The sequence below is a fragment of the Bacterioplanoides sp. SCSIO 12839 genome (assembly GCF_024397975.1).
Taxonomy (GTDB): Bacteria; Pseudomonadota; Gammaproteobacteria; order Pseudomonadales; family Oceanobacteraceae; genus Bacterioplanoides.
Genome location: NZ_CP073745.1, coordinates 1838794 through 1852324, shown reverse-complemented (window position 1 = coordinate 1852324; position 13531 = coordinate 1838794). Strand labels below are relative to the sequence as shown.

Sequence of the window (13531 nt, the reverse complement as noted above, 5' to 3'; positions counted from 1 at the left end):
GCTTAGCGACCACTCAACTTAAATTCGAGGGTTTGAGTTGCGACCTGAGGCACCGGCTGGCCATCCTGAAGACGCGGTTTAAATTTGTATTTAAACAAAGCACGGCGCGCTTCACGCTCGAACACACCGCGCGGCTGAGCATCAATAATTTCGACATCATCAACGGTACCATCAGCATTAATCTGCAGGCGAGCTGTCACATAACCTTCAATTTTTCGGCGTTTGGCTTTTTCAGGGTAAACCGGATTCTGACGAACCAGCGGAATGACATCACTGTCTCCAAACCCCATACCAACGGCTGCGTCCCCCAGGAAGGATTGATTACTCAACTCAAGATCGGTCTGAACATCGGGCATGGTAAACGGCAATTTCTGCATGTTTACATTCTGCTGATTGACGGACGTTTTTGGCAGTTGTGGTTTCTTTGGTTTTGGCGGTTCTTTTTTGCGTCGTTCTTTTAACTGTGTTTTTGTATCTTGCTTAGCACGAACAAAATCAAGAAAAGTGGATTCAGTGCGTTCTTTTTTCAGGTCAGCTGTACCCGACACCATGCTGTACATGGCAAAAAACAACGCCAGGCTTACACCACCGGCAGCAAAAAAAGCAAATAGCAGCCGCATTAATCGACCGCCTCGGCTGAAATCGAGATATCGTGTATGCCCGCCAGACGAATCTGATCCATGACTTTCACTAATAAACCCGTTGGCGAAAACTCATCCGCCTGAATAATCACCGCACCTTCCGGGTTCTCGGCTTTCATGCGTTCAATATTCGGGCGTACAGCACGCACATCAATGGCACGACGATCAATCCAGATCTCACCATTAGCGCGAATTGCCACCAGAATATTACTGCCCTTTTTCTCTTCGGCCGTTTGCGCACTTGGGCGATTAACTGACACACCACTTTCTTTGACAAAAGAAGTCGTCACGATAAAAAAGATCAGCATGATAAAAACAATATCCAGCATCGGTGTAATATCGATATCGTTTCCGTCTGCATCATTGTCAGTATGACGTCGAGCCATAATTTAAACCTGAAAACCCTGTTAATCTGTTGGCAGCTGTTCAGCCAGCTGATGAATGCCGCGTTCACTTAAACGTTTAAAGCGGGTACGAAAATACAGCCCTGTCAGCGCGACTACCAAACCAGCCATGGTCGGAATGGTTGCCTGAGAAATACCATGTGCCATAGCACGGGCGTTACCGGTGCCGGTGATCGCAAGCACATCAAAAACATTCACCATTCCCCACACAGTGCCAAGTAATCCCATTAAGGGACAAATACCAATCAACATGCCCACTGTCGATAGAAAAGCATTGGCTGACTGATGTTGGCGACTGATCATCGCACTGCGGATTTTACGCGCCGTCCAGCTGTTGTGATCACGGCGTTGCTGCCAGGTTTCAGCAAGCTTCTTGTTTTGTTTTGGCATATCAATATAGAAAAACCAAAGCCGTTCAAGAATCAGCGCCCACAGCAAAACACTCAGCAGCAGAATGCCATACAGCACCGGGCCGCCCTGGGCCATAAAATCGGACAGCCATTGCAACGGGCCATTTATATTGCTGCTTGCAAACATCCGTTACTGGACCTTTTTAGCTTCTTTTTCTAAGCGTTGCGCCATCAGCCCGGCAGACTGTTCGTCCAGCAGCTGAATCAAACGTTTACTTTGAGAAGCAACACCATTGTGCGCCAGCAATAATGGAATCGCGGCAACCAAGCCCAGAACGGTTGTGATTAATGCCTGAGAAATACCCGATGCCATTAACTTAGGGTCACCTGTACCAAAGTTGGTAATGGCCTGGAACGTTGCAATCATGCCGGTTACCGTACCCAGCAAGCCCAACAGGGGAGCAATACCGGCAAATAATTTAATAATCGATTGCCCGCGCTCTAGTGCTGGCAATTCACGCAACACCGCTTCATCCATTTTGGCTTCCAGCACTTCTGCTTCAATATTATCCGGCAGCTCGCCATAAGCCATCAACACACGGCCCAGTGGATTAGTATTCTCTGGTTGATCCAACTGTTGCTGTTGTTTTTTAACACTTTGAGAAACACTGAAAAGTGCAGCCAAACGCCAAACAGCCAGCAATAAACCAATAATGCCGAGTGCAATAATAATAAAGCCAACTTCACCGCCCTGCTTCACGCGCTCGATTAAATCTGGATTTTCTAAAGTCAGATTAACCAATGCACCCCGGCTTGGATCTAACGCGAACGGTGCAACACCCGATGTATTATTTAGATAACCTTCAATAAAGCCAGCAACCGCTGGCTGACGACCTAATACACCCAACTGTTGCAGTTCACTGTCGTAAGTCAGATAACCTGATTCGTTAATGGCATTAAATACACCAACACGAGTAATGATTTGCTGTGTCGCTTGGCCTTGCGCATCGATCACGCTGGCATCGAACGAAACAATTTGTCCATTCAGCGTCATTTCCTGCTGCAAGGTGAACCATAAATCTTCCAACTCAGCGATGTTTGGTAACTCTTTAGCTTCTGCCAGTTTTTCCAGATCCGCTTTGCGCTCGCTAACCTGCACCGAGGTTAAACTATCCGATAATACCGTTTGCAAGTCCGTTGCGACCTGGCGCACCACTCCAAACATTTCGCCTAAATTACCCACGCGTAAGCGCAGTTCTTCTTCTTTATCGGTTAATTTTATTTCGTTGTTATCAAACGTATTTTTTAATTGCTCAGCACGGGTTTGTTGTTGTTTCAGTTCAGCACGTGCTTTTGCCAATAAGGCTTTTTGTGTGGCGACATCTTTTTTGAAGGCCGCTTCACGCGCTGCGTTAATTTTCTTTTCTGCCGCCTGATACGCACTGGCATTATTCAGTAAGGCGTTTAACTCTTCTTGTTGAGAATCAGCCAGGGAAACGCTGGCAACCAACAGCAAAGAAAAAGACACAATTAATTTTTTTACCGTATTCATTGGTCTTCCTTATTGAGCCGTTACGCCGGATTGCACAATCGGCATGGGCAGGGTTAATAACTCAGGCGCAGCCGTTTGTTGCGCTACTTTTAATGCTTTGCGCAAATCCTGTTGATAAGCCGCATCCAGGGTATTCCAATCACGCGTATTACGATCCCAGATCCACGCCTCTGTGCCATCATTGCTCAAACGATACAAGGCCACGCGGCCAATACGCAGGAAATCGTAAGCGACGTTATTCAGCTGACCACGATAGGCTTCAATATTGCGACCGTAATCCACTTCGACCTGATAAGCCTCCAACACGCGACGAAATTTTTCCGAGGTGGTGACGTCCGCACGCGACATCATGTCTTTTAATAGCGCAACCCGGGATTCACGCTCATTCGGCAAAAACGGTGTATCCAGTTCAACAAAACTTTCCAGGTTATCCAGCATGCGTAACATCAATGGCAGCACACCCTGCTCTGTGCGTTCAATTTCACTGATTTGTCGATCAAGTGACGACAGCTCTTGTTCCTGATTGGCGACAATGCGGCTCATTTGCTCGTTGTATAACCGCAGCTGATCTGTTTCCGCTTTGAGCTGGCGGTATTCGTTCAACAGACGCTGAGATTCATCATCCAGGCCTTCCACTTTTTTCTGGCTGGCACGACCTGCAGCATCAGCACTGGCAATCGCTTTTTCACTTGCAGACAAGGTTTCAGCAACAGAAAAGGATGGCAGCGCCATCAAAGAGATAATAAAAGAGGCAAAACAGAGTGTTTTGCGGTTAAAAACCTGCATTGGCATAGCGGTTTCCATCGATAAAATCAGCATAAAAAACAGAGGCGGCATTATGCCGCCTCGTGATTTGAAATACAATTGATATAAATTCTCATTTATGATTTCTAAATGAGTCTGATCAGAATTCAGCCGTCTGCAAACCCAGTGTTTCAGCAATCGCTTGTGTGCCTTTGGGTGCAATAACCGCCGAATAGCCGGTCTGATTTTTCAGATATTGCTCAGTCACCCGAACCACATCATCCCAATTAACCCGCAGCATACGCTCGCGGAATTGCTGACGAATCATGCGGGTGCGTCCGGTTTTATCCAGATGAAATGCCTGCTTGGCTTCACCCGCTGGCGAGCCAGGACGATCCATACTGCCAATAATCCCCAACACAGCCTGCTCAACCAGATCTTCATTCGCAGGCTGTTGCAACAGCCAATCAATCGACTGGCGGAAATCAGCAAAGGTGCCTTCAACCCGCGGGTCGCGATAGGAGAAAAATTTAAAGCAACCCAGCGCCGAATCTTGCGAAGCACCGGCACCGTAAGCGCCACCCTGTTCACGAATAGCAGTATGCAAGAAGCCATTGCGTAAAATGCCCCCTAATACGGCCAGCGGTGCCGCATCTTCATGATCCAGAGTGACCGTCGGCAGAGCCAGAGAACAGAAATTCACTTGCGAGTCGACCATCCAATAACGCGCGGCTTCCTGCTCTGGCATTTGCCATTTAAAGGCACCTGCGGTACTTGCCGATACCGACGTCCACTGATCTGCAACACTGCTCAAGTGTGCCGGAGCGTGGTTTTCATCGTGCACCAGCAAGGCTTGCTGTGGATCGGATAATTGCTGATACAAGCCTGCCAATGCCTCACCGATCAAGGCCGGATTTTGCCGAGCCTGCTCCAAACGCTGCTTCAGGCGCAAGGCCTGCGGCATGCCACCCAATTCATTGGCAACATTAGCTGCCAGACTGATCGGTGATGCTGCCAGCGACATGGCTAATGCATGACCAGAGCCGGTAATGCCTTGCTGTTTACGAGACGTCGCGTGGGTTAATAAATCCAGCAAACGCTTGTCTTCATCAAAGCGTGCCTGTTGCCAGGTTTCACGATTCAGAGCACTAAAGGCATCGGCGTTGTTTGCCAGCGCTTTGCCTGTCATCACCAGGTAGCTTTGCAACTGGTTGCAATCGTCTACCTGACCTTTGATTGAAGCATAAGCCGACAAACTGCCCACCAGCGCGGTTTGTTTTTGCTGCTGAGCCAGGTAGTCGTTATTACCTGCGCCCACTTCGGTCCAGGCATGACTGAAAAACGGCAACCAGGTTAATTGCTCTCGGCTTAAAGTTGGCAAATCGAGCAATAATTGCTGATACAAAATACCATTGGTACCGGTCTGATATTCACTGACCGGCAGCTGTTCATTAGCTGAGTGCTCAGCGGTTGGTGAAACATGGCTTAATTCTGGCTTAACATCATCCAATGTCACCTGAGGTAAAACACCCGGATCATCCTGCTGCGCCTGACGCTCTTTTAATGCCTGAGTTTGTTCAACAATATTGTCTTTATCGGCTTCATTCAGTGACAACAAGTGATCCTGCAGCCGTTGTTGCTCAAGACGCAGGGCCTCTTCGTTTAACTGGGCATCCGGCTTCAAAGTAAAACGAACCCGGTGGCGGTTATTCAGTAATAAACGCTGTACTGCGTCCTGAACAAAGTTATCGGCAGCTGCTTTTTGTTTCAGACGCTCCAATGCCGGATCCAGATTCAGCAGGCTGACCGGATCACCGTAGTGGGTTGCCGCCGGAATGGCGTTAAAGATCAGCTGTAATCCATAAGGATAATGGTCACCACCAATTTCACGCTGATGCAGCTCCAGCTGATGCAAGGCGGCATCAATCATTGAGCGCTCCACACCATGTTCAGCAACCTGTTGTAACGTATCGAGCACCAGAGTTTCCAGCGCTTGTGCTTGCTCTGGTTCGCTACCCTCGATGCCACACATAAAGCTCATTTCACGGTTGGAATCTTCCAGACCACACAAAGGTGAAGGCGAGCCGCCCAAATCGGTTTGCTCCAGCGCTCGGCGCAAGGGTGACGCACTGTTATCCAATAAAATCTGACTGAGCAGGTTGGCCTCTAACTGAGCATCCAGATCGGTGGAATCGCCCAGCAACCAACCCATCACATGGTGGGTTTTTGCAGACAAGTCATCGCCGTCTACCCCATAGGCCTGCTCGACGGCAATGGGTGCCGGATAGCGCTTCTCAGGGGCAACACGCCATTGTTTTTCCTGGCGCTCAAAGCGAGACAACGCTTGTCCATCGATCTTTTGTTGCAGATCCGACACATCCAGATCACCAAAGGTCATAAAGATGGCATTAGATGGGTGGTAATGGGTTTTATAAAACGCCAGCAACTCGTCATAACTGAGATCGGTAATATCTGCTGGCTCACCACCACTGTTGTAGTGATAGGTGGTGGTTGGGAATAAATAGCTGGAAATGCCCTGCCACAACTGGCTGACCGGTGACGACATCGCGCCTTTCATTTCGTTAAACACAACACCTTTGTATTCCAGCGGCGATGCTTTATTGCCTTCTTCGCTGAATTCAACCCGATGACCTTCCTGAGCAAAATCCAGTGGATCTAAGCGCGAGAAAAACACCGCATCCAGATACACATCCAGCAGGTTGTTAAAGTCTTTAAGGTTTTGTGAAGCAAACGGATAAGCCGTCCAGTCAGAGCTGGTCATGGCGTTCATAAAGGTGTTCAGCGAGCGCCGTGTCATCATAAAAAACGGATCGCGTACCGGGAATTTTTCGCTGCCGCACAAGGCCGTGTGTTCGAGAATATGTGCTACACCGGTTGAATCATGTGGCATGGTGCGCAAGGCTACTAAAAATGCCTTTTCATCATGATCAGACTCGAGGTGATAATGCACTGCACCGGTCTTCTGATGTTCAAAATGATGAACGGTCAGATTCAGAGACTCAACCACCGTCGAATCAATCAGACGAAAGGCCGGATGACTTGTACCAGAACAGTTTTGATCAGACATAACTTCTCTATCAATTATTTCTTAAATTTCGGGTATCTTAGCAGAAAGGTAACGATTAACGATAAAGACTCAATCAAGGGCCATGAAATGACGCATTCCAGTGCTAACAACAATCAAACCGGGAGTGGAAACAATGAAACCAACGGCAACCAATTCGATTGGCGCGCGGAGTTCCCGGTTAACGACGAATGCATGTACCTGAATCATGCCGCGGTTGCTCCCTGGCCAGAGTCTGCCCGCAAAGCAGTGGCTAATTTTGCCGCTGAGAACGTTGCCATGGGCGCATCTCATTACCCCGAATGGATGCAGGTTGAGAAGTCACTGAAGCGTAATCTTGAACAATTAATCGATGCGCCCAAAGGCAGCGTGGCATTGGTCAAAAACACCTCTGAAGCCCTTTCCTTTGTTGCTTATGGCCTGGAGTGGCAAGCCGGTGATGTGGTAGTGATTTCTGATCAGGAATTTCCCAGCAACCGCATCGTCTGGGAATCGTTACAAAACCAGGGCGTAAAGGTAGTTGAAGTGGCACTGCCCTACTCAGACCCAGAGGCCGAGTTATTGGCGGCCATTGCGCAAAAGCCCAAGCTGGTGTCCATCAGTGCAGTGCAATACGCCAGTGGCTTACGCCTGGATATCAATCGCATTGGTCAGGCCTGTCGTGATAACGGCGTGCTGTTTTGTATTGATGCCATTCAAGCGGTTGGCGCACAAGCTTTTTCGGTGCAGGAGAATTTGTGTGATTTTGCCATGGCCGACGGCCATAAATGGATGCTGGGTCCAGAAGGCCTGGGGCTCTTTTATGTGCGTGCAGAGATTATGGACCAACTACAAGTGCGTGAATTCGGCTGGCATATGGTTGAAGACATGGGCAACTACAATGCCCGAGAGTGGCAATTAGCCAGCGACGCCCGTCGTTTTGAATGTGGTAGCCCCAACCTGCTGGCCAGCTACGCGCTGGAAGCCAGCACGGGCTTGTTATTAAAAGCTGGCTTACCCCAAGTGGAATACGCCATTAGTGAACGTGTTCAATATCTGAAACAAGGCCTGGCTGAACTGGAAGCCAATTTTGTTAACCCACTGCTGGACGAGCGTCCCAGTGGCATTCTGACCTTCCACTTTTGGGGAGCCGACAGCCAGAAGCTGTATCAGGCCTTGATGAAAACCGGAGTGATTTGCGCTAATCGCGGCGGAGGCGTTCGCTTCTCACCTCACTTCCACACCACTCAGGATGCGCTCGACGACGCACTGGAAGCAGTGGAAGAAATGCTACCGTTTTGCCAGAGCTAACGGATCGGGAGCGGTAAAATAAAAAACGCCATTGAATCACTTCAATGGCGTTTTCTTTAAACTCAACAAGTACGGAGCAAACGGATTACATCGTATGCGTTACCCGATCGGACTTTAACGCGCCAGCCAGGAAGGTCTCAATTTTATTACGAGCAATATTGTCATCACCGGTAAACTGGACACCAATACCAGCAACCTTATTGCCTTGAGCACCTTTCGGTGTCACCCATACCACCTTGCCCGCAACCGGGATTTTTTCAGGCTCATCCATCAGCTTTAACAACATAAATACTTCATCGCCCAGCTGATATTGTTTATTGGTTGGGATAAACAATCCACCGTCAGTAATAAACGGCATATACGCAGCATACAACACAGATTTATCTTTGATTGTCAGCGATAAAATACCACTGCGACCACCCATCGGATTCATTCTGTCTCCTGACCTTAATTATTATTTCAGCAATGCATTACGTCACTGCAGCAGTGCTCGCCACTGCAACAACAGAGACTCATTCAACAGCTGCTTATTGTGGTGGGCGGCACCGGATAACAAACCGCCCTGTATTTCCTGAACATTGCGTTGCAAGGTTATCAGCTTTGTTTTGTTGAGGGTAGCACCGTCACCACAGGCGTTAAGCAACTGTGCTAACCAACCACCATGAAGCAGCTGATCTTCTGCCACAGACAACGTCAATTTCAACGCATCAGCCAGAACACCGGCGTACCAGTGAATCACATCATCCAGCTCCATTTTGGTATACGCCGCCACTACTTTATCTAAAGGTGCACGGCCCTGTGTCCATTGGCCAAACAGATCCAGCCACTGCTGTTGTTGCTCGCCCAGGTTGTGTTCCAGCCAGAGTTGCGCCTGCAACGGTGCTTGCGGGTTGTAACGCAACGCCTGTGACGCCTGATCGGGTGAAACCCCTGACGCCTGCAGCCATTGCTGAGCCTGCTCGGCACTCGGTGCTAGCAATTGAATACGCTGACAACGACTACGAATGGTGGGCAACACCGAACCAAAGCGCTCAGCCTCCAGTAATAAGAAGCTCTCGCCCGCGGGTTCTTCCAGCGTTTTTAAAAGAGCGTTAGCCGCATTCGTGTTCATTACCTCTACCGGGCGAATCACCACCACCTGACAACGACTGATTTGTGGCGTTTGCGCCAGAAACTCATTCACCTTACGAATGCTATCGATACGAATCTGGCGGCTGTTATCTTCTGGCTGGCACACCATAAAATCCGGATGACTTCCCGCTTGCCAAAGCTGGCATGAGTGGCAGTGACCACAGGATTCAGTTAGCCCATCGGCCTGACCCGAAGAGTTCTGACACAGCAACCAGTGAGCCACCCGCAAAGACAACTCGTGTTTGCCAATACCGGCAATGCCGGTAAACATCAACGCATGAGGTAAACCGGATTGCTGCTGGCGCCGGACCAAATCCTGCCAAATCGGTTGTTGCCAGGGCAAAAGCTGTGACGACGACTCGGATGCAACCCCAGATATCATCCCTGCTGCTCCATTAAACGAGACAACTGCTGCTCAATTTGTTGCTGAACGTCCGTCAACGGCAACGAGGCATCGATGCGGGCAAAGCGCTTATGCTGATTGGCTAAATCGGAGAAACCTTGCTGTACCTTACGGAAGAAATCGAGCTTTTCAGTCTCAAAGCGGTCCACTTGTTCTCCAGCATCATCCGCACGACCACGAGCCCGGGACATGCCCAACTCAAGCGGTGCTTCTAATAAAAACGTACAGTGTGGTTCGAGATCTTTTTGCACCAACGCTTTTAAATTCAGAATCACTGCAGTATCCAGACCACGACCATAACCTTGATACGCCAGTGTTGAATCGGTAAAACGGTCGCACAACACCCATTTCCCTGCCGCTAATGCCGGTTCAATCAACGCTTGCAGATGTTGAGCACGAGCGGCAAACACCAACAACAATTCAGCCAAGTCCGACATGGGTTCATCGTGGTGTGCTTTTAACAGCTGATTACGGATGGTCTCCGCGATCTGAGTACCACCGGGTTCACGAGTCACCACCACATCAATATTTCTGGCTTTCAGCCACTCGGCTGCAAATTGAATATTGGTGGATTTTCCTACCCCTTCACCACCTTCAAAGGTAATGAATTTGCCTTGATTTTTCATAAAAGGTTCGTCATAAAATTTCCAGATTATTGAGCAGCAGGGGCTGAACGATAATTCTTTTTACGTTTATAAATCTGATATTTGCGTACGGCTTTATTATGCTCAGCCAAGGTGGCTGAAAAATAATGACTGCCATCCCCTTTCGCCACAAAAAATAAGGCATCGCCATCAGCCGGGTGCAATGCCGCTTCAATCGCCGCTTTGCCTGCAAAAGCAATAGGTGACGGCGGTAAACCTTTATGGCGATAGGTATTGTGACGATTACTGGGATCACGTAAATGCACGCGCCGTAAATTGCCATCAAAGTTTTCACCCAAGCCATAAATCACCGTCGGATCGGTTTCTAAGCGCATATTTTTTTGCAAACGTCGCACAAAAACCCCGGCAATTTGAGGGCGTTCATACGCTGCACCGGTTTCCTTCTCAACAATTGACGCCATAATTAATGCATCATACGGTGTTTTATAAGGTAAATTTTTTGCACGGGTTTTCCAGGACTCAGTCAGTTGTTTTTGCATACGCTGATGTGCCTGACGGAGAATCGCACTGACTTTTTCACCTTTTTGATAAACATAGGTATCCGGGTATAACCAGCCCTCCGGGTTGCCGGTTATATCAAGAAGATTAGCCACATTGTTTCTGTTCAGTGGTGTCACATCCTGCTGCAAATGCCGGGCATTATTTAATACCGTAAACGCATCATTCAGCGTCGTACCTTCGATAAACCGTAATTTATAGGTTACCGGCTTAGCACTTGCTAAAAAGCTCAGTAACTCAGCGCCAGTTAATTGAGGTGGCAACTGATATTCCCCGACTCGCAACACCTGCTGCTGATTTAATAACCGCGCCTGTATTTTTAATAATACCGCCGAAGGCAACCAACCGGCTTGCTGCCATTCCAATGCTTTGTGCGATAGCGTATCACCACGTTCAATGCTGATTAATACCGTATCGTGATTGGTTGTTTGAACATTCCAGATCACTGAACCCGCTGCCAAAGCGATGGCAAAAGCAGCAATTAATAACAATAGAATTTTTTTCACAGGCTTTCGCTTATTGTCTGAATAAAAACCGATTGAATAGTTGCGCAGAGGTGCTGCGCTTTTTCACATGAGCGTGGTGAAAAATCATAATCATCCAACTGATTTACCCAACTGAAACCATTCAGGCTGTTGCTGTACAACACACCATCAGAGTGTTTAGCACGGGCTAAATCAATAACTCCTTGTGATAACTCCATACCCAACTGCTCTGCCTGATCAAACAACCAACGGCGCGCAACGCCATTCACGCCAGCATTATCCAACAATGGAGTCACCAGCTTCCCTTGCTCAAGCACGTACAGATTCGACATACAGCCTTCAATCACATCACCCTGCTGGTTGAGCATCACACATTCCTGCCAATCGTCGGAGAATTGTTGTCTTGCTAACACCTGCTCCAAACGATTGAGATGTTTGATACCCGCCAGCAGTGGCTGCTGGGATAAAACAACCGGGCTAACCCCGACCTTGATCCCGTGGTGTGCGGCCAAAAACCCCGGTGCCGGGCGAATAAAAACACTCAGCACCACCGCTTGATCAGCATGATAAGCATAACCACGCACAGGCGTGTGACTGGTGGAATTGGCCGCTCGTTCAACCAGCAATTTTACTTGCCAGCCATATTGTTGATGCGACGTTACTACCGCCATCAATTGCGACACCAACAACTGACGGATAGCACGATCAATAATCTGCAATGAATCAATCGGGAAATTTAATCTGACCAGCCCCTCAGACAGGCGCTGACGATGCAGCTGCCACAGAGGAATATTCCCCTGCGCATTGATTCGCAGGGTTTCAAACAAGCCATCACCAAATTCAGCGCCACGAGCAACAACCGGCAGCTGTTGCCAGTTATCCACCTGCCAACTGGCCTGCAATAAATCAGTCTTCAAAACGTTTGATCAACAAACTGCCGTTAGTACCGCCAAAACCAAACGAGTTTGATATAGCGGCACGGATCTCCATTTTACGCGCCTGATGCGGCACATAATCCAGGTCACAGCCATCATCCGGGTTATCCAGGTTGATGGTCGGTGGAGCAATACTGTTGCGAATTGCCAGCGTGGTAATCAGGGCTTCAATGGCGCCGGCTGCCCCCAATAAATGACCCGTCATCGACTTGGTAGACGACACCGCCAGTTGGTTAGCATGATCACCAAACACCGCTTTAATCGCGTTGGTTTCAGCCACATCACCCACCAGCGTGGAGGTACCATGGGCGTTGATGTAATCAATATCTTCGGGTTTCAGTTCTGCGTCATTCAGTGCATTGAGCATGGCTGCCTGAGCACCTGAACCATCTTCTGGTGGTGACGTAATATGATGGGCATCGTCACTCATGCCCAAACCACAAACCTCAGCGTAAATCGTCGCTCCACGCTGCTGTGCGTGTTCCAGAGATTCCAGAATCAGTACCGCAGCGCCATCACCAAGCACAAAACCATCACGGTCTTTATCCCATGGGCGACTCGCTTTTTCAGGCTCATCGTTACGGGTACTCATGGCACGTGCAGAAGCAAAGCCTGCCATGCCTAAAGGTGACGACCCACACTCAGCACCACCAACCACCATCACATCGGCATCGCCATACGCAATGGTGCGAGCGCCATAACCAATATTGTGCGTGCCTGTGGTACACGCCGTAGTAATCGCAAAGTTGGGCCCTTGCAATCCATGACGAATGGCAATATTGCCCGCGGCCATATTGATCACGGATCCCGGAACCAGAAACGGTGAAACACGACGCGGGCCACTTTTCGCCAGTTGCGCATCATTTGCCTCAATCATGTTCAGGCCGCCAATACCTGAACCTACAGCGACACCAACACGGGTTTTGTTGAGAGATTCAGGAAACTGAGCATCGTTAATGGCCTCTTCTGCAGCAACCATGGCGTATTGCAGAAACAGATCAACCTTACGGGCATCTTTTGCCGTCATCACCGGGTTCGGGTCAAAGTCTTTAACCGCACCGACAATCTGGGTGCTGTAACCGTCAGCGTCAAAATGTTCAATCTTAGCGATACCACTGCGACCAGCACAGATAGCTTCCCAGGTATCATTAACATTGTGGGCCAGCGGGTTAACGGTTCCCATTCCGGTAATCACGACACGTCGTTTGCTCATAATCCTAATTCACTGTGTTGTTTCATAAGGCCGCTGTTTCAGGCAAGCCAATGTTTCAGAAAAGCCGATGTACACTCAGACCTCAACTGAAGGTCAAATAACAGGCACAAAAAAAGCCGCGTCCGAAGAGGCGGC

General features: G+C 49.0%; 13 protein-coding genes. 1 reads left to right on the top strand and 12 read right to left on the bottom strand.

What is annotated here, in order from left to right; translation table 11 throughout:
- Window positions 1-2: 2 nt before the first annotated feature.
- The 6 genes from KFF03_RS08605 to KFF03_RS08580 all read right to left on the bottom strand — a co-directional run bounded on the left by KFF03_RS08605 (window position 3) and on the right by KFF03_RS08580 (window position 6779).
- The gene (locus KFF03_RS08605) at window positions 3-620 is read right to left on the bottom strand and encodes an energy transducer TonB (protein WP_255860680.1); all 618 of its coding nucleotides are present in this window, start codon (window positions 618-620) and stop codon (window positions 3-5) included.
- The gene (locus KFF03_RS08600) at window positions 620-1027 is read right to left on the bottom strand and encodes a biopolymer transporter ExbD (protein WP_255860679.1); all 408 of its coding nucleotides are present in this window, start codon (window positions 1025-1027) and stop codon (window positions 620-622) included. The genes KFF03_RS08605 and KFF03_RS08600 overlap by 1 nt, the downstream gene beginning before the upstream one ends.
- A 21-nt stretch (window positions 1028-1048) precedes the next feature.
- Entirely contained in the window at window positions 1049-1582 is a 534-nt protein-coding gene (locus KFF03_RS08595) for a MotA/TolQ/ExbB proton channel family protein (RefSeq protein WP_255860678.1), read from the bottom strand.
- A gap of 3 nt (window positions 1583-1585) precedes the next feature.
- Window positions 1586-2947: a MotA/TolQ/ExbB proton channel family protein gene (locus tag KFF03_RS08590; protein WP_255860676.1), complete on the bottom strand. Its 1362-nt coding sequence runs from the start codon at window positions 2945-2947 to the stop codon at window positions 1586-1588.
- Window positions 2948-2956: 9 nt separating this feature from the next.
- Window positions 2957-3784: a DUF3450 domain-containing protein gene (locus KFF03_RS08585; RefSeq protein WP_255860675.1), complete on the bottom strand. Its 828-nt coding sequence runs from the start codon at window positions 3782-3784 to the stop codon at window positions 2957-2959.
- 67 nt (window positions 3785-3851) lie between these two features.
- Entirely contained in the window at window positions 3852-6779 is a 2928-nt protein-coding gene (locus tag KFF03_RS08580; protein ID WP_255860674.1) for an insulinase family protein, read from the bottom strand.
- Between the two features lie 87 nt (window positions 6780-6866).
- Here KFF03_RS08580 and KFF03_RS08575 point away from each other — a divergent pair, with 87 nt between their 5' ends.
- Window positions 6867-8066: an aminotransferase class V-fold PLP-dependent enzyme gene (locus KFF03_RS08575; RefSeq protein WP_255860673.1), complete on the top strand. Its 1200-nt coding sequence runs from the start codon at window positions 6867-6869 to the stop codon at window positions 8064-8066.
- Between the two features lie 85 nt (window positions 8067-8151).
- Here KFF03_RS08575 and KFF03_RS08570 read toward each other — a convergent pair whose 3' ends face one another.
- The 6 genes from KFF03_RS08570 to fabF are packed head-to-tail and all read right to left on the bottom strand — an operon-like array spanning window position 8152 to window position 13396.
- Entirely contained in the window at window positions 8152-8499 is a 348-nt protein-coding gene (locus KFF03_RS08570; protein ID WP_255860671.1) for a PilZ domain-containing protein, read from the bottom strand.
- A gap of 42 nt (window positions 8500-8541) precedes the next feature.
- The gene (holB, locus tag KFF03_RS08565; protein WP_255860670.1) at window positions 8542-9579 is read right to left on the bottom strand and encodes a DNA polymerase III subunit delta'; all 1038 of its coding nucleotides are present in this window, start codon (window positions 9577-9579) and stop codon (window positions 8542-8544) included.
- The gene (tmk, locus tag KFF03_RS08560) at window positions 9576-10226 is read right to left on the bottom strand and encodes a dTMP kinase (RefSeq protein WP_255860669.1); all 651 of its coding nucleotides are present in this window, start codon (window positions 10224-10226) and stop codon (window positions 9576-9578) included. Before tmk ends, holB begins: the two co-directional genes overlap by 4 nt.
- Window positions 10227-10252: 26 nt before the next feature.
- On the bottom strand, window positions 10253-11269 hold the full coding sequence (gene mltG, locus KFF03_RS08555; RefSeq protein WP_255860667.1) for an endolytic transglycosylase MltG: 1017 nt from the start codon (window positions 11267-11269) through the stop codon (window positions 10253-10255).
- Complete coding sequence (gene pabC, locus KFF03_RS08550) at window positions 11266-12165, bottom strand: aminodeoxychorismate lyase (protein ID WP_255860665.1); 900 nt, start codon at window positions 12163-12165, stop codon at window positions 11266-11268. The genes mltG and pabC overlap by 4 nt, the downstream gene beginning before the upstream one ends.
- Window positions 12155-13396: a beta-ketoacyl-ACP synthase II gene (gene fabF, locus KFF03_RS08545; protein WP_255860664.1), complete on the bottom strand. Its 1242-nt coding sequence runs from the start codon at window positions 13394-13396 to the stop codon at window positions 12155-12157. Before fabF ends, pabC begins: the two co-directional genes overlap by 11 nt.
- Between the last annotated feature and the right edge of the window lie 135 nt (window positions 13397-13531).